The sequence below is a fragment of the Polaromonas eurypsychrophila genome (assembly GCF_014641715.1).
Taxonomy (GTDB): Bacteria; Pseudomonadota; Gammaproteobacteria; order Burkholderiales; family Burkholderiaceae_C; genus Polaromonas; species Polaromonas eurypsychrophila.
Window position 1 is genome coordinate 88,105 of the sequence record NZ_BMIG01000008.1, and the last position, 16,896, is coordinate 105,000.

The following is a 16,896-nucleotide window of genomic DNA, read 5'->3' on the forward strand; positions in this document are numbered from 1 at the left end:
GTCGGCCATGTATTGGACTCCACTACCCAAAGGCAGTTTCACGGGAATTGACTGGGCGAAGCCGGGCGCGACATCCGGCTTTGATCCCTATCTGATCTGGGCTGAGGCAGACAACTTCGCCGGCTATGGCCTGGACAAACCTCCGAAGTGGCTGCCGCTGCTGATCGAGCTTAAGCCAGGCGTCAGCGTGGCGCAATTGAAAGCAGCCGCATCACCCAAGTGGTTCCATGTACCGCCGGTGTACACCTCCCCTGCCGCGCCCGCGGGGCTAAGCTACTGCACAGCGCGGGTCAGGCCAGCATTCTTCAAACACATCCGGGTTGGTGGGAGCTTGCATGCGCTCGTGCAACGGTTTGAACTTGGTTTATCCGCAGACCATCACGCGGATGACCCGCATGCGCCAGTTGTGCCCGGCCCCTCGGCGCCGCACACGCTGCTTCAGGGCAAGGTAGTGGGTTTGATTGACGGCGGCCTGGCTTTTGCCAATGCCAATTTCTTGCGCAACGGTAAAGCTCGAACCCGGTATTTCTGGCACCAGGACGAACAAGGCACAGGCCCTGCGCCGGCAGACCTGGGCTATGGCCATGAGTTAACCGCGGCTGATATCAACCAGGCGATGCAGCAAAATACCTTCGGTGGGTTGGTCGACGAAACTGCGGTGTACGACCAGTTCAAAATGGGTATGGAGTTGAACAAGCGACTAAACCATGGCACCCATGTGCTGGACATCGCTTGTGGCCCGCGCACCGTGTTGGCCCAAATCGCGGGCGTCCCACCCGCCCTAAACGCGCCACCCACCTGGGCATTAGCTGATGACGACGCGAGTAGCTGCGACATTGTTGCGGTGCAATTGGACTGGGACACGGTGGTGGACACATCAGGCGGATCGATGAACGTCCACATCATGGACGGCCTCATGTACATCCTTTCGCGATGCGCATCCAACGCAAAAGTAGCTGTCAACCTGAGCTGGGGCACGCTTGCAGGACCGCATGACGGAAGCTCGGTGTTAGAGGCGGCGATGGACCAACTGATTACCCTGAAAACTGGGCGCCTGCAAATTGTTCTGCCTGTCAGCAACAACTACCAGAGCCGCACGCACGCGAATCAAACGCTGTCAAAAGGGGAGAAATTTACCCTCAATTGGCGGGGGCAACCTGGCGATTCAAGTCAGAATTACCTTGAGCTCTGGCTCCCGCTTGGTGCGCAAGGCATTGAAGTGCAACTTACTCCGCCGGGCCAGGCTAGCCTGCCTGCTTTGGCCTGGGGCAAGTCAGGGACCTGGAACACGAGCAGCGGCAAACCTCTGTGCGCAATGATTTATCCCAAATCCGTGGCGACGGGTACCAACGGAACTTGTGCGCTGCTTGCAGTCGCACCCACATTCGGCTTTAAGAAGTCCGTTGCCACCGCGCCTAGCGGGGTCTGGGAAGTCAAAATAACCAACACCCAACCGGGGAAAGTCACGGTAGATGCGTATGTGGAGCGTGATGACGAGATCATTGGAGTCAAAACAGGTGCGCGTCAGTCTCACTTTGAAGACCAGTGGTATGACACCAGCGGCAACCCTGGCTCATTTATTGACCACCCAAACAATTCGTCACCCATTCGCCGCAGCGGCAATTTCAACAGCATTGCAACCGGGACTAAAACGATATCGGTGGGGGGTATTCGAGTGGAAGGCCCCATGTGGGCGAAGTATTCACCTCGCAAGCCGGACCCAGATGCCAGCCGACCGGAGAGGCCAGGTGTAGTGAAGGTGCCTGACACCCAGGCTTACAGCGACGAGAACCCCATACTGCTTGGACTCAAGGCTGCGGGTACGCGAAGCGGTGGCGTAGCGCGCCTGGTTGGCACCAGCGACGCTGCGCCGCAGATAACCCGAAAGATATTTAACGCGCTATAAAACCACCGGGCCGCTACCAGCGGCTCGGCAGTTTCTTAAGCAGCGTAATACGCCGGATACCCAGCTCGATATAGCCGCCTTTTTCGAGGTCTTTGAGCAGCCGACTGACCATCTCGCGCGAGGCTCCCACACGGTTGGCGATGTCCTGGTGGGTGATGGATTCCAGCGTCGCGCTGCTTCCCTCGCCCTCGGTAGCGCCTTCACGACGCTCTTCCAGCAAGGCCACCAGCCGGCCGTAAACATCGAGCAAGGCCATGTTTCGCGCGGTTTCCGTCGCGGCTCGGGCACGACGGATCACCTGAACCACCAAATTGATGGCAAATTCGGGCTCCTCGACCAGGTGCTCGCTCACGTCAGTGCGGCTCAACACGGCGCAAGTGCAGGGTTCCAACGTCATCACAGAGGCAGACCGGGGGCCGCCGTCGAGGGACATTTCACCGAAATAGTCACCAGCGTGGACGGTGCCATAGGTGATTTCACGTCCACTTTCGTCCATCGCGAACACCTTGACACTTCCCTTGAGAAGCACAAAGAGGCTGTCGCCAGACTCACCTTCGTTGATCAAGACTGCATTTTTTCGGTAGGTACGCTGCACGCCACGGTGCGCCAGCGACCGCAATTCGGGAACCAGCGATGTGTACAGGTCTTCAGCAGTAGGGGTTGACGTGCTCATGATGAGCCGTAATCTAGCACGTGGCGTGTCGCCAGTGTGGGCGTCAGCGCCCCTCGCTAGGAATTTTTAGTGGATTTGTACCAAGTGTAGGGGTGCAACCGGGGGCAAAGCGGCAACCCTGTTCACCAATTCGCGTACCCCGCTGGAGCCTGTTTTCGCGCAAAGACTGCGCACATGACTGCGCACCGTGGACACTGCGACCTTCATTTGAAGGGCAATCTCCGGCGTACTCAGCCCCCGGCACAAGATGATCAACACCTGCTCTTCAGTTTGGGTCAACCCATAACTGCGGGCGAAAAATCCGAACATTCCGGATTCACACACCTCAGCCCGCGAAAAAAACAGCGCAATACGGGTTTCCCTTGCGCCAATTTCAGGCTTGAGCGGAACCACCGCCAGCATCAGGCTCAGGCCGCCGCCGCTTAAGTTAACCAAGCTGCGCTTTCCACCCGCCGCCTTGATCAAGGCCATTTGCAAGGTTTTATCATCTGTCGATTTGATGGCATGGACTTCATCGCCGACCTTTCCGAGTACTCTGCAGCGGTTGAGTTCGACCCGGGCTGCCTGGTTGGCATGAATAAGCTGGCCGCGTCCCCCCACCACGATAACGCCATGCGCCAGAACATCGAGCAAGACACGGAGTTCATCTGCGCTCGAATCAGATAGTTCGGGAGCGGCAACAAGCGGAGCCCGGTCCGCAAATCCGGCATTCAACAGGGTAGTCATCTTCACGCGCCTTGTGACCGTTACAGTTTGTTAAGCGTATGAACCCTTTCCCAATCTGGATAGTGAATATGCCTCGTCATATGTGTGAACAATTTCACAAATATGGGCGAGTGGACACGGCAGGCGATTCTGAATAGTTAGCGTGTGCACACTGACATTAGTACCGATCCGCCACTTGTGAGCAAGCCGGGCTGGCGAACTCAAACCCAAGTACTCAAGATGACCTTGGTTTTCTCCCAATACGCCTGAAGTCTGTCGAATTGCTGCGCAGCGTTGAGGGGCACTCGGCCTTTTTTTGCCTCAAGCTCAAGTTCAACACAAACAGTCTGCATCGCCACAGCGCCTACATTGCTGGTCGCGCCCATGAGCGCATGTGCCGCCCAAGCCAGCGCAACAGGATCATCGGCACGAATGCTCTGGTCGATGGCCTTGAGCCGCTGGGAAGCGTCGGCAACAAACAAGCCAATCACCTCACGGGTCATGCTCAAGTTGTCGTCATCAAACTCCTTGAACTGCGCCAGGCGCTCGAAGTCCATCAACTTCACTTCCGGTCCAAAAGCCGCTTGGCGTCTTTCCAGCTGCGGCATGGCGTGCGAAGCGGGGCCGGCTGCCTGAGCGCGCGCGGGACCCGGCTTGACCGGTTTGCCAGAGCCCTCGGCGGCCGAGGCCATTCTGGGCAACCAGCGCTCGAGCGCGTGCGCCAACGCGGCCACATGCAAGGGCTTGGTCAAGTAGTCGTCCATGCCGGCGGCAGCACAACGGGCGCGATCTTGGGGTGATGCGGCTGCCGTCAAGGCAAGAATCGGTGGGGCTTTTTGACCCATCATGGCTTGAATCTGTTGTGTCGCCTGAAAGCCATTCATGCGCGGCATGTTCACATCCATCAAAACCGCGCCAAAACGCCAACCTGCACCATGCGCACGTGCCACAGCCTGCACGGCCTCCCTACCGTCAAGGGCGGTTTCGGCCTGATACCCCAATTTAGCCAACATCGCGCAGGCAACCTTGAGGTTGACGGAATTGTCGTCAACCACCAGCAAGGTCATGTTTTTCGCAATTGCCGTTGCGGCGCTGGCTTTGAGCTCGGCCGGATGCTTCTCGCTCCCATCGATCGACAAACAGCGAGCCAGCGCGTCGAACAGCTGCTTTTGACGCACGGGCTTGAGCAAGCGTGCTTTAAACAACTGTGCCGCCTCGTGACCAGGTGGCATGAAGCCTGAAGTGAGCAGCATCAGCGGCACATCTGCCAGGCCCGCCTTTGCCTTGATAACTCGCGCCAGCGTCACACCATCCATTTCAGGCATATGCATGTCGGTAATGATGATGTCGGGCCGCGCAGATTTTTCCTCCGCAAGGACTAGCAAGGCCTGCGCCGCGGATTCGGCGCTGCTGACCTGCATGCCCCACATCTGAAGTTGTCGCGTCAGGACGCGCACGTTGGTCAGGTGGTCATCAACGACCAGGACCTGCTTGCCATACAGGGCAGTGGCATCCACCGCGCCAAGGACGGCGGGCAATGTCGCTGACGGCGCCCGGATGGTAAACCAGAACGTCGAACCTTTGCCAGGCAGGCTATCCACGCCTATCTCGCCGTCCATCAACTCGACCAGGCGCTTGCAGATGGCCAACCCCAAACCGGTTCCTCCATACTTTCGGGTGGTCGAAGCATCGACTTGGGTAAACGCCTGAAACAGCGCATCGACCCGGCCTGGCGGTATGCCTATGCCAGAGTCAGTCACACGAAATTCAAGCAGCACGCGTGCTGCATCCATGGGATTGGGCAGCCGCCGAACGCTGACTGCCACCTCGCCCTTTTCAGTGAACTTGACGGCATTGCTGATGAGGTTGATCAACACCTGCCGGATACGTGTGATGTCTCCAGCGATGGCCACTGGCAGCTCTGGAAAGCCAGGACCTGCCGTTTCGGGTACATCGACTATCAACTCAAGATTTTTTTCGCGGGCCCGCGGAGCCACCATATCGCAGGCCTCTTCGATGGCGCTGCGCAGACTCAGGGGTTCAGATTCCAGGTCAAGCTTTCCCGATTCAATTTTTGAGAAGTCCAGGATGTCGTTGATGACCGCCAGCAATTGATCACTCGACAATCGGATGGTCTGGAGATAATCGATCTGCTCATCATCAAGCGAGGTTTCGGCCAGCAGGGTGCTCATCCCCACCACGCCATTGAGAGGCGTGCGGATTTCATGGCTCATGGTCGCCAGAAACGAAGCCTTGGCCCTGGCCGCCTGCAAGGCCTCCTCGCGCGAGGCCAGCAAATCAACAGTGCGCTGGGCGACACGCTGCTCCAGCATTTCGTTGGCCTCTTCGATGGCACGGGTCTTGGCTTGCACCTCCATCCGGTAAGTCCGCAACTGCTCTGCGCTGTCGTGCATGACCTGAGAAAGCTCCATTACCTCCCGCAAATGGGTGCGCCTGTCGATGCGCGGCACCTCGCCGCGACCCAGTTGTTGCGCTGCCACGCTCAGGCGGCGCAACCGGCGGCCAATGCGGTTCGCCACATACAGCGCGGCCAGTGCCCCCATAAGAACCAAGCCACCGATCAGCCCCAGGGACAATTTCCAGGCGCGGTCAATGTCGGCCGTGAAATCGCTTTCAGGCGCCGCAACCACCAGGGTCCAGCGCAAACCCAGCGACTCGCCAAACGGCCGCTGCACCATAATCAAGGTATCGCCCTGCATGGTCAGCCTCTGCAGCGTGGCGGTGCTGGCCACCGAATCCTCGCGCTTGCGGGCGCGCTCAAGCTGCAGCGCCGCAAAGCTTTCACGGATGACCGGATTGGCACTGTTTTCGGGGCTGCGCCGGATCTGCTGGCCTGACTGGTCCTGCAACAGGGCATCGCCCGCTGAGCCGGCGACCAGCATGCCAGACTCATCGACAATAAATGCAGCGCCCCGTGCGCTGATGCTTTGCGTTTGCAGCAGGTTGGACAGTTGTTGCAGGTGCAGGTCCACGCCGAACACACCCGCCGCACCTTCATCCGTGTCGTACACGGGCTGCGACAAGGTAACCAGCAGCTGCGGTTTTCCCGGAACCGCCTGGATGAGAGAAAAAACGCGCCCCTTGGCAATCAGGGCACCCTGATACCAGTTGCGGGTACGCGGCTCGAAACCTGGCTGTGCAACTGTCAGCGGCCTCGTCCTGTCACCGGGCCGCCGGGTCGAAAAAGCCTGCATCGCCGTATCGTTGGGTCCGCGCAGGTGGACCGTCGCTGCGCCGCCCGAGCTTTCGACAGAGAAATACTCGCCGCGACTGTTGCCAAAATACAGGTGCGGAACATCCGGGGATTGCCGGGTCAATGCAAAAGCAATGGACTCGAAAGCGGCGCCATGACGCAACCAGTCCCGCGCCTGTTCGGTTTGCGACGCATTCAAGCGCTCGGTAAAAAGTCCGTTCAGGACATTGTGTGCCTGAGCCAGGTGCGCCTGTGTACCAGCTTGGATCTTTGCCGCCACATTAAAAAGAATTTCTCCCGCCAGGTCCTGTACTGCCTGGGCACTGCTACGCGCCATAAGCCCAGCCACCAGCCCGGCCGGCACCAGCGCAAATAACAGAAGGCTTACGACCAGAGTGCGGCGCAATGAAAGCGTTTTTTGGGGCATGCGACCAGGTTGGGGGGCTTTGTTTGTTCGTCCGCTCGGGGGCGACGTCAGGTCTGCAACGCCAGACCCAGCAACTCGGCGGCGTCAAGCGCTGCCGTGCGGCCAGGCAATGAAATGAGCGCACGCGCGCCTGTATTTACCGCGCCGGTCACGCCGCGCAGCATGGCAACGCTTGCAGCAATTTTCCAGCCGGCCTTGCTGGCCTGTTTCTGCAGCAGCAAGGTAACGCTGACGGTGTCGCCTACCGGCAGAACATGTATGCCGCCATGCAGCGGATCTTCGAGCTTGGCCAGCGCGACGGGCCCACTGTTCAATGCCACGCTGACATCGAAGCGAGGAAGTCCATACGCGGGGAACTGGCTGTTGAGAAACTTCTGCACGCGCTTGGCCGCATCCACCAGCCCCAAGGCGGCACGGGCGGCACGCAGTCCATGATTGACGGAGGACGTGTCTGTGCTGTCGACAAATACAACCAGCAAACCTTCGCCCACGAACTGCATGTGGCGTGCACCGAACAAATGAACGGTATCTCCAGCGTTGTTGTAAAACTGGCGCACGACATCGCTGAGTTCTGTGCTGGACAGTTTTTCGGCGAGCCCCGCGTAATTGAGCACATCGACAAAAAGGACGCTGGCATTGGAGAATTTTTCGTCCTCACTCGCCGCGTCGGCTGCAGGCCATTTATCGCTCAACTCAGAGGCCAGTTTTTCCTCATAGAGGCGGGAGAGATGGTGTTTCTGGTCCACCAGGGCCGCTTGAACCGCCGCCTCCACCGCCATGGTTTGAAGGGCGGCCTGCATCTCGCGCTTGTTGAGCTGGGCAGCAGCCGCTTCGCGCAGCTCGCCGGGGCGGAAAGGCTTGGTAATGTAGTCGTCCGCGCCACTGGTCATGCCGATGCGCATGTGAGCGCGTTCCTGCAACGAGGTCAGCAAAATCACCGGGATGGTCATGATCGCCGGGTCCGCGCGCAAAGCCTGCAACATCGCAAAGCCATCCATCAGCGGCATCTGGACATCGCTGATCACCAGATCAGGCTTGTTTTGCCGCACCAACTCTAGCCCGGACACGCCGTTGTCGGCCGACAAAACTTCGTAACCATCTTTCCTGAGCACCGACGCAACCAGGGTACGCGTGGCAGCATCGTCTTCCATCAACACAATCAAAGGCATTATTTATTCCAAGCGGATACCCCAAACAGGGAGCTACGCCAGCATACACAATTTGTTACCGATCAACAAAACCGACTGGTACCAATGCGTACTTTTCCTTGAATCAATCATCCTTCAGCGCCAGGACTTCATCCATCACCTGTGGCAAAAAAGCCAGCTGGACGTGTGCAGCGCCTTGAACCAGTCGATTATTGGCCCCAGGCAAAGTGGCGGTGGCGCTTGGAAACACAATGTTGTCGCAGTTCGAATACCAGCAGGTAAACAAGGCGTGCCGATGCGAAGGCATGCCCACGTCAAGCGCCTGATGCCACTGACCTGATAACTGCATCTGGCGTCCGTTGGCAACTTGGCTGAAACGGGCCAACCAAGTCCCGCGATGCGGTGTTCCCAAGGTCACCACATGGTGAACGCGATCCTCCGCCTTCATGCACTTGAGCCAAGCCCGGGCAGCCAGACCGCCCATGCTGTGGCACACCAGCAGCGGGGGTCGGCCGGAAGCTTCCGACACCTGCCGGACGGCGGCTTCGATGAGCGGGGCATAGTCGTCGATAGAGGCAAACGGCGGCTCCAGATTGACCGCCACGTAGGCGTGACCGCTTCCCTGAAGGCGTTTCAGCCACGGCGCCCAAAAGCCGCGATTACAAAAAAATCCATGAATGAACACCACTCCACGGCGCCCTCGGACCACGGATTGCTCTGACAACTGGTCTGGAAACATGGAAGAGCGAAAAGGTTGCCGCCAACAAAACACTTGGGGTGCCGCCAATGTTTCGCCGAGCCAGGCCTTCGTGAGTTCTGTCCAGGACGGCTGCGGAACCGGGTCATCGCGATTGACGAATCGCAAAGCGAGAAATTCGATTGCAAGAAACCCGGAGTAGCCAAAGATCAAGGCGGCAAAACCGGCGAATGCCAGCACCGTGGAAATGTTCCAGAAAAAAACCAACCACGCAACTGCGGCAGCCAGCAGGGTGCAAGTGATTAGCCGTTGAAGACGTGCCAGCATGAGCCAGACTTAAGCCAACACAAGCTCTCGCCCGGTCAGTTTTTTGGCCAATCCCTGCGCCAGCCTGTTAACGACGCCGTAAATCGATAACTGGGGATTGGCACCTATGCTGGTCGGAAAAACAGAGCCGTCGTGAATCGACAAATTTTCAAGTTGCCAATGCACTCCGTCAGGACGGACCACCCCTGTCTTTTCTTGGCCAGCCAGGCCACATCCACCCATGACATGCGCGCTCACCACCTTGGTCAACATAGGTTTCATGGGCAAGGCGTTGACAGCATCGCGGGCCTGGCGCCATGTGGTGTAGGGTTCTGCCATTTCATGCAGTGGCAAGACTTGGCGCGCGCCAGCGGCGAACTGGATTTCCATCATCGACAGCAGGGCGCGGCGCGCACCGTCCATCACAAAATCCGTGAGCGGATAGGCCAGCACGGCCGACCCATCACCACGCAGCTTGACCTGTCCGCCAGGCGATTTCTCATGAAAACCGTCGCGCAGCAACGCAAGCAGGGTGTGATTGTGAGGGAAAGTCTTGAGCAGGTCGCGCTGGCTTCGGCCCATGCCCGGAACGGTCGATGCAAAAATTACCGGATGCAGTGGCGGCGCTTCAAGCTTGTAACCAATCGGTCCATCAATCGCGTGCGTGTCCAGAAAATGATCGGTGTAGATGGTTTGCGGCGCGCCGTTCCAGGCTTCCACTTTCTGCGAAAACACTGCCGAACTCATCACCACCGGATGAAGAAAAGTCCGGGCGCCCAGCACACCGTGCGGATCGGGTGCACCCGAGCGCAAAAGCACTGCTGGAGAGTTAATGGCGCCGCCTGCCAACACATAGTGTTTTGCTATTATTTTGGTAGCTACTTTCGCCCGCCCGATATGGGCTAGAGCCCCATTTGGCATCACACTTTGGCAATACAGAGCTGACACCTTGCCATTGGCCAATTCAAACTTTTCTACCCACATTTCAGTCAGCAACTGAGCCCCCAGGTCAAGCGCCGCCGGAATGGTGGTCACCAGCATTGATTGCTTGGCATTGGTTGGACAACCGAGTCCGCAGGACCCCAGATTCCAACAACCTTTGACATTGCGCGAAATCGCCGCTGCCTGAATATTGAGCTTGGCCGCACCGCGCCGCAGCAAGTCATTGTTTTCGTTTGGCGGCGTCAGCCAGGGCAGGATATTCAGCCGTCTTTCGGCCTGCTCAAAATAGGGGGCAAGTGCATCCACGCTGTAATCGGGCAGATCGAAATGGGTCTTCCAAAAGTTGAGCGTGGGTGCCGGGGTCCGAAAGGAACTGGTCCAGTTGACTGTGGTGGAGCCGCCCACGCAGCGCCCCTGCAAAATATTGATCGCCTTGTCTTCGGTTTTGCGCGCCGCACTTTCTTGATAGAGCTGCGGATAAGCCTCGGATTCCTTTTGGTTGAAATCGCTGCTGCTTTTGAGCGGGCCTTCTTCAATCACCACCACGTGCAGGCCAGCCCTGGTGAGCAATTCGGCGGTAATGCCGGCGCCGGCGCCAGAGCCGACGATGGCCACATCACAGACGATTTTTTCCGGCGCCGGGCCCAAGGCACCTCCGAAGACTTTCCAGCCGCGCTGAAGGCCGTCGCGGATCGGGTCTTGTAATTGACTCATGCAGTTTTCAATATTTTTAGAGTTTCGGCGGGCCAGGATAACCAAGCTGCGGCCAGGTTGATTCGTCCGTAAAGTAAGCAGCGGTCGTGATGTCATGCAGCGCCGCATAGGCCTGCTGCCGCAACGCCAAAGCTGAAAGCCGCATGCCCTGTAGCGCAAGTTGAATATCCGCATCGGAAGCCACTGGCCACGCCTGACTCAAACCGGCCATCAGGTGCCGCCCGGGCGCGCTCGCCAACAAAGACAACAACTGCGACAGTTCTTCCTGCGCATGGGTTGGCAATGCCAAGGTCAGTTCGTCGATCCGCCCAAGCAGATCATCAAGGGCGACCTGCCTGGCAGCATCGTCGGCCGGCAGGCTTCCCTGCAGCACCGCGCGGCCGACCGCCCGAAAGACCTCGCGGCCGGCCTCATCCAACTTGCCATTTCGTAGTCCGGCTTGCATCAGCGCAGCAACGCCTCCGCCCAGGGCGAACACCGCCGCTGAGGCGACGCCCAGCTTGAACAAGGTTCTTCTTTGCATCGGACAAGTTTCGCACGCGCTCCTCGAATTTCCATAGAGGGCAGCACCTAGATAAACTCCGTGTTTATATGGACCCTGCCGCATCCCGCATTCGTGAAGCCATGCAGGCTGTTTCACTGCTGCGCGCGAGCCGGGCGGGCCAGCCCTTACTCGAACAGGCCTGCCTGGAGGTCAAGCGTTTTCAGGCACAGCGCGTCAAGGCCACCTATTCCGACCTTTTGCACAACCTTCGTTACAAGGGCGCCGCAGGGTTTTTTCTGCATGAGCTGTATGGCGAGCAGGACTATGCACAGCGCGATCAGCAGTTCGCCCGTATCGCCAGCACCATTGCCCGCCTCTTTCCGCAAGCGGTTGTCGAAACGGCGGCCGCACTGGCTGAAGTGCATGCGCTGACAGAACAGCTCGACGACCTGATGGCCCGGCAATGGTTGGCGGCCCCCACAGGCAGTGCGCATGTCCGCTATATTCAATGCTGGCGGGCGGTCGCCGACCGACCTGCAAGGCTTCGCCAGGTGGAGGTTGTGCTGCAACTGGGGCGTGAGCTGAATCGCCTGACAAGCATGCGTGGCCTGCGCAGTCTGCTGAAAATGATGCGCGGACCCGCTGCTGCGGCTGGCCTGAGTTCATTGCAGGGTTTTCTAGAGAGCGGTTTCGACGCTTTCGGCAGCATGAGAGGCGCTTCAGAATTTTTGACGCTGATCAAATGGCGCGAATCAGACTGGATTGCCATCTTGTTTGACGAGGATGCTGTCACCTGCGAGACGAAATTGCTTCAACTCCTTGCCAGCGCAGACGTGGATTAGGGACAAGCCCCATACGCCAGCACTCAGCATGCTTTCACAATGGGGCATAAGGAGTTTTCATGGACAAGTTTTGGCTCAAGAGTTATCCCGAGGGTGTTCCGCATAGCGTTGACCCGGAGCAGTTTCGCTCACTGAACCAGTTGCTGGAGGACTCATTCAGGAAGAATGCATCGCGACCGTTTTCAGTCTGCATGGATCGCTGGATGTCATATGGAGAACTTGATGATTTGTCCTCCGCGATGGGGGTATGGCTGCAGGCCCAGGGGCTGGAGCCCGGCGCCCGGGTGGCCATTATGCTGCCCAACATTCCGCAGTTTGCTGTCACCATGGCCGGCATCCTGCGCGCTGGCTACACCTGCGTCAACGTCAATCCGCTCTACACAGCTCGTGAGCTGGAACACCAGCTCAAGGACTCAGGCGCGACAACCATCGTCATTCTCGAAAATTTCTCAACAACCCTTGAAGAAATCATCGACAGGACCTCGATCAGACGTGTGGTGGTTGCGTCCATGGGTGATTTGCTGGGCTTCTGGTACGGGCAATGGATCACATTTGCGGTACGTCATCTGGCCAAAATGGTCCCTGCCTATCAATTGCCACTGACCAACGGGCGCACCGTCACGCCCTTCAAGCGCGTGATAGCTGAGGGGATGGGCAAAGCCCTCAAGCCGTCTCAGACTAATCTGGATTCCATAGCTTTTTTGCAGTACACCGGCGGCACCACCGGTTTGTCCAAAGGCGCCGTGCTGACACACCGAAATATTGTTGCAGCCGTTCTGCAGGCAGAAGCCTGGTTCACGCCAGCCATGCGCCATATCGGTGATGTCAGCAAGACCAATGGCATCGCCGCTTTGCCTCTTTATCACATCTTCGCGCTGACGCTGTGCCTGCTGGCCATCCGCTGGGGCTCCCACCTCACCCTGATCCCGAACCCGCGCGACTTCGGCCAGTTCATCAAAGTTCTGAAAAAGCGACCCTTTCATATGCTGCCGGCTGTAAATACCCTCTTCAATGCCCTGCTGCTGCACCCTCAGATCAGGTCAGTGGACTTTTCCAGCCTCTGCGTCTCGCAGGCAGGCGGCATGGCGGCATCCGAGGGCACGGCGAGGCATTGGCTGGAAGTGACCGGTAGCCCCATGATCGAAGGCTGGGGCATGAGCGAGACCTGCGCAATCGGCACCAACAATCCGGTGCTGAATCGGGAGTTCACTGGTACGATTGGATTACCCTTGCCGGGAATAGACATCGCGATCAAGGACGATGATGGGCATTCGCTACCTTTGGGCGATCATGGGGAAATCTGCATCCGCGGGCCACAGGTCATGACGGGATATTATCGACAACCCGCAGAAAACGAGAAGGCATTCACGCCCGATGGCTTCATGCGTACGGGCGACATTGGAATCATGGATGACAAGGGATATACCAAAATCGTCGATCGTAAGAAGGACATGATCATTGTTTCCGGATTCAACGTATTTCCCAATGAACTGGAGAATGTCATTTCATTATGTCCAGGCGTTGTGGAATGTGCGGCCATTGGTATCGCTGATGAAAAGCAAGGTGAGGCGATCAAGGTTTTTGTCGTGAAGAACGATCCAACACTGACTGAAGAAGCTGTGGGCGAATACTGCAAACAAAATTTGACTGGTTACAAACGCCCGAAATATATCGAATTTCGTGATGATTTGCCTAAAACAAATGTCGGCAAGATCCTCAGGCGTGAATTGCGCTCCACGGCTTGATGGATCGACAAGCGACAGCCATGACTGGCGAGCGACTGCCGGCAGGTTTGCTGGTTTTTGAACGTGGATGGCTGTCATCCAACAATATTTTATTCCGGGGCACTGAATCCAGCGCTATCGTAGACAGCGGGTATGCGACGCATGCCGAACAAACTGTCGATCTTGTCGAAGTCGCATTGCAAGGGCGCAGTCTCGACACCCTTCTCAATACCCACTTGCACAGCGACCACTGCGGAGGTAATTCTGCTCTTCAGGCCGTGTACCCTGGGCTTCAAACGCTGATTCCGCCCGGGCAGGCGCATCTTGTTTCGCCTTGGGATCCCAGCGCGCTCACGTATGTTCCTACCGGGCAGTTATGCCCCCAGTATCAATTCACCGGCGTAATAACGCCAGGCTGCGAAATCGAACTCGCCGACAAACTTTGGCAAATTCATGCCGCACCAGGCCATGATCCTGATTCGGTCATTCTCTTTGAACCACAGTCCCGTACCCTGATTTCGGCCGACGCTTTGTGGGAAAGTGGTTTTGGCGTAGTCTTTCCCGAGCTCGAGGGAAGTAATGCTTTTGACGAAGTCGCGGCAACATTTGACCTGATCGAGAACTTGGCTCCGCGCACGGTTATACCCGGCCATGGCCCAGTGTTTGGCTACCGCCCCCAAGTGCTGGCATCTGCGCGTCAACGTTTGAATGCTTTTGTCAACAATCCGAGTCGGCATGCGCATCATGCGGCCAAAGTACTGCTTAAATTCAAGCTGCTTGAACAGCAGAAACTTCTGTTCGTGGACTTCCTCGAGTGGGCGAGGCGTACCAGCTACTTCCAGCAAATACGCGAGGCGTTTTTTGCATCTATTCCATTTGAAGATTGGGTCGCCCAACTAACCGCCGAACTGGAGCGCTCTGCCGTGGCCCGCCGGGATGGAGATCTGATTCTTAACGCATGATCAGAGGATGACATAGGCGCCGTTTTTTTTAAACATCCAAATCACCACGGTCAAGCGTTCGAAACTTGGCAGACATGACGCCCAAATCACCGTGCATTTCTTTCGCCCAAAAGAAAACGCCCAGTTGATTGAATCAACTGGGCGTTTCTTGCTGTAAGAGCCTGACGATGTCCTACTTTCACACGGGAATCCGCACTATCATCGGCGCTAAGTCGTTTCACTGTCCTGTTCGGGATGGGAAGGAGTGGTACCAACTTGCTATGGTCATCAGGCATAACTTTTTGATCGGCTGTCACAACGACAACCCATCGAATTTATAGAGTAAATCAGCTTTTATTTAATGTCTTGCGCTCTTGCGAGCACAGTATTTTGAATGCGTCACTTGGGCATAACAACCTTGAATCTAATCAAAGTTATAGGGTCAAGTCGCACGAGCAATTAGTATCAGTTAGCTTAACGCATTACTGCGCTTCCACACCTGACCTATCAACGTCCTGGTCTTGAACGACTCTTTAGGGGGCTCAAGGCCCCGGCAGATCTAATCTTGAAACGAGTTTCCCGCTTAGATGCTTTCAGCGGTTATCTCTTCCGAACTTAGCTACCCGGCAATGCCACTGGCGTGACAACCGGTACACCAGAGGTTCGTCCACTCCGGTCCTCTCGTACTAGGAGCAGGCTTCCTCAAATCTGCAGCGCCCACGGAAGATAGGGACCAAACTGTCTCACGACGTTTTAAACCCAGCTCACGTACCTCTTTAAATGGCGAACAGCCATACCCTTGGGACCGGCTACAGCCCCAGGATGAGATGAGCCGACATCGAGGTGCCAAACACCGCCGTCGATATGAACTCTTGGGCGGTATCAGCCTGTTATCCCCAGAGTACCTTTTATCCGTTGAGCGATGGCCCTTCCATACAGAACCACCGGATCACTATGTCCTGCTTTCGCATCTGCTCGACTTGTCAGTCTCGCAGTTAAGCACGCTTATGCCATTGCACTATTATCACGATGTCCGACCGTAACTAGCGTACCTTCGAACTCCTCCGTTACACTTTGGGAGGAGACCGCCCCAGTCAAACTGCCTACCATGCACTGTCCCCGATCCAGATAATGGACCTAGGTTAGAACCTCAAACACACCAGGGTGGTATTTCAACGTTGGCTCCACCGAGACTAGCGTCCCGGCTTCAAAGCCTCCCACCTATCCTACACAGATCTGTTCAAAGTCCAATACAAAGCTACAGTAAAGGTTCATGGGGTCTTTCCGTCTTTCCGCGGGGAGATTGCATCATCACAAACATTTCAACTTCGCTGAGTCTCAGGAGGAGACAGTGTGGCCATCATTACGCCATTCGTGCAGGTCGGAACTTACCCGACAAGGAATTTCGCTACCTTAGGACCGTTATAGTTACGGCCGCCGTTTACTGGGACTTCAATCAAGAGCTTGCACCCCATCATTTAATCTTCCAGCACCGGGCAGGCGTCACACCCTATACGTCGACTTTCGTCTTAGCAGAGTGCTGTGTTTTTAATAAACAGTTGCAGCCACCGATTTTTTGCAGCCTCATTGGGCTCCCCAAGTAAATGGTTCACCTACTAAAGGCACACCTTCTTCCGAAGTTACGGTGTCAATTTGCCGAGTTCCTTCTCCTGAGTTCTCTCAAGCGCCTTAGAATACTCATCTCGCGCACCAGTGTCGGTTTGCGGTACGGTCGTGTGTAGCTGAAGCTTAGTGGCTTTTCCTGGAAGCAGGGTATCACTCACTTCGTCTGCAAGCAGACTCGTTATCACCCCTCATCTAAGCCCGGCGGATTTACCTACCAGGCACGACTACAGGCTTGAACCAACATATCCAACAGTTGGCTGAGTTAACCTTCTCCGTCCCCACATCGCACTACACATCGGTACAGGAATATTGACCTGTTTCCCATCAGCTACGCATCTCTGCCTCGCCTTAGGGGCCGACTCACTCTACGCCGATGAACGTTGCGTAGAAAACCTTGCGCTTACGGCGAGGGGGCTTTTCACCCCCTTTAACGCTACTCATGTCAGCATTCGCACTTCTGATACCTCCAGCAGGGTTTACACCGCCACCTTCACAGGCCTACAGAACGCTCTCCTACCACGTGCAATAAATTGCACATCCGCAGCTT

11 protein-coding genes and 2 rRNA genes (1 of these 13 only partly in view) are annotated in these 16,896 nt (G+C 56.8%); 4 read left to right on the forward strand and 9 right to left on the reverse strand.

Annotated elements, in window-relative coordinates; translation table 11 throughout:
* Positions 1–7: 7 nt before the first annotated feature.
* Positions 8–1,906, forward strand: a complete 1,899-nt coding sequence (locus IEX16_RS12275; RefSeq protein WP_188708780.1) for a S8/S53 family peptidase — start codon at positions 8–10, stop codon at positions 1,904–1,906.
* Between the two features lie 13 nt (positions 1,907–1,919).
* Here IEX16_RS12275 and IEX16_RS12280 read toward each other — a convergent pair whose 3' ends face one another.
* The 7 genes from IEX16_RS12280 to IEX16_RS12310 form a co-directional block, all read right to left on the reverse strand.
* Positions 1,920–2,579, reverse strand: a complete 660-nt coding sequence (locus IEX16_RS12280) for a Crp/Fnr family transcriptional regulator (protein ID WP_188708781.1) — start codon at positions 2,577–2,579, stop codon at positions 1,920–1,922.
* 66 nt (positions 2,580–2,645) lie between these two features.
* Positions 2,646–3,305, reverse strand: a complete 660-nt coding sequence (locus IEX16_RS12285; protein ID WP_188708782.1) for a helix-turn-helix transcriptional regulator — start codon at positions 3,303–3,305, stop codon at positions 2,646–2,648.
* Between the two features lie 200 nt (positions 3,306–3,505).
* Entirely contained in the window at positions 3,506–6,925 is a 3,420-nt protein-coding gene (locus IEX16_RS12290; protein WP_188708783.1) for a response regulator, read from the reverse strand.
* A 47-nt stretch (positions 6,926–6,972) separates the two neighbouring features.
* Positions 6,973–8,094, reverse strand: coding sequence for a response regulator (locus tag IEX16_RS12295; protein WP_188708784.1), 1,122 nt, complete (start codon positions 8,092–8,094; stop codon positions 6,973–6,975).
* A 103-nt stretch (positions 8,095–8,197) separates the two neighbouring features.
* Positions 8,198–9,097, reverse strand: coding sequence for an esterase/lipase family protein (locus IEX16_RS12300; RefSeq protein ID WP_188708785.1), 900 nt, complete (start codon positions 9,095–9,097; stop codon positions 8,198–8,200).
* A 9-nt stretch (positions 9,098–9,106) separates the two neighbouring features.
* Positions 9,107–10,732 carry a GMC family oxidoreductase gene (locus IEX16_RS12305; RefSeq protein WP_188708786.1) on the reverse strand — a complete coding sequence of 542 codons (1,626 nt, stop codon included), beginning with the start codon at positions 10,730–10,732 and terminating at the stop codon, positions 9,107–9,109.
* 16 nt (positions 10,733–10,748) lie between these two features.
* On the reverse strand, positions 10,749–11,255 hold the full coding sequence (locus tag IEX16_RS12310) for a hypothetical protein (protein WP_188708787.1): 507 nt from the start codon (positions 11,253–11,255) through the stop codon (positions 10,749–10,751).
* Positions 11,256–11,356: 101 nt separating this feature from the next.
* Here IEX16_RS12310 and IEX16_RS12315 point away from each other — a divergent pair, with 101 nt between their 5' ends.
* From IEX16_RS12315 to IEX16_RS12325, 3 genes are read left to right on the forward strand one after another with little or no spacing between them, the layout of a single operon-like run.
* Positions 11,357–12,058: a DUF8198 family protein gene (locus tag IEX16_RS12315; RefSeq protein ID WP_229676318.1), complete on the forward strand. Its 702-nt coding sequence runs from the start codon at positions 11,357–11,359 to the stop codon at positions 12,056–12,058.
* A 59-nt stretch (positions 12,059–12,117) separates the two neighbouring features.
* Positions 12,118–13,803 carry an AMP-binding protein gene (locus IEX16_RS12320; RefSeq protein ID WP_188708789.1) on the forward strand — a complete coding sequence of 562 codons (1,686 nt, stop codon included), beginning with the start codon at positions 12,118–12,120 and terminating at the stop codon, positions 13,801–13,803.
* Between the two features lie 20 nt (positions 13,804–13,823).
* Positions 13,824–14,744, forward strand: coding sequence for an MBL fold metallo-hydrolase (locus tag IEX16_RS12325; protein ID WP_188708790.1), 921 nt, complete (start codon positions 13,824–13,826; stop codon positions 14,742–14,744).
* A 159-nt stretch (positions 14,745–14,903) separates the two neighbouring features.
* On the opposite strand, the gene rrf is transcribed toward IEX16_RS12325, so the two are convergent.
* Positions 14,904–15,016: ribosomal RNA gene (gene rrf / locus IEX16_RS12330) — 5S ribosomal RNA — on the reverse strand.
* A gap of 145 nt (positions 15,017–15,161) precedes the next feature.
* Positions 15,162–16,896: ribosomal RNA gene (locus tag IEX16_RS12335) — 23S ribosomal RNA — on the reverse strand; it runs 1,146 nt beyond the window's last position.

What these genes read in the sequence shown, in the direction of transcription:
- IEX16_RS12310 (WP_188708787.1), bottom strand. Translation starts at nt 11,255, where the DNA reads ATGCAAAGAAGAACCTTGTTCAAGCTGGGCGTCGCCTCAGCGGCGGTG.
- IEX16_RS12305 (WP_188708786.1), bottom strand. Translation starts at nt 10,732, where the DNA reads ATGAGTCAATTACAAGACCCGATCCGCGACGGCCTTCAGCGCGGCTGG.
- IEX16_RS12300 (WP_188708785.1), bottom strand. Translation starts at nt 9,097, where the DNA reads ATGCTGGCACGTCTTCAACGGCTAATCACTTGCACCCTGCTGGCTGCC.
- IEX16_RS12315 (WP_229676318.1), top strand. Translation starts at nt 11,357, where the DNA reads ATGCAGGCTGTTTCACTGCTGCGCGCGAGCCGGGCGGGCCAGCCCTTA.
- IEX16_RS12295 (WP_188708784.1), bottom strand. Translation starts at nt 8,094, where the DNA reads ATGCCTTTGATTGTGTTGATGGAAGACGATGCTGCCACGCGTACCCTG.
- IEX16_RS12290 (WP_188708783.1), bottom strand. Translation starts at nt 6,925, where the DNA reads ATGCCCCAAAAAACGCTTTCATTGCGCCGCACTCTGGTCGTAAGCCTT.
- IEX16_RS12325 (WP_188708790.1), top strand. Translation starts at nt 13,824, where the DNA reads ATGACTGGCGAGCGACTGCCGGCAGGTTTGCTGGTTTTTGAACGTGGA.
- IEX16_RS12285 (WP_188708782.1), bottom strand. Translation starts at nt 3,305, where the DNA reads ATGACTACCCTGTTGAATGCCGGATTTGCGGACCGGGCTCCGCTTGTT.
- IEX16_RS12275 (WP_188708780.1), top strand. Translation starts at nt 8, where the DNA reads ATGTATTGGACTCCACTACCCAAAGGCAGTTTCACGGGAATTGACTGG.
- IEX16_RS12320 (WP_188708789.1), top strand. Translation starts at nt 12,118, where the DNA reads ATGGACAAGTTTTGGCTCAAGAGTTATCCCGAGGGTGTTCCGCATAGC.
- IEX16_RS12280 (WP_188708781.1), bottom strand. Translation starts at nt 2,579, where the DNA reads ATGAGCACGTCAACCCCTACTGCTGAAGACCTGTACACATCGCTGGTT.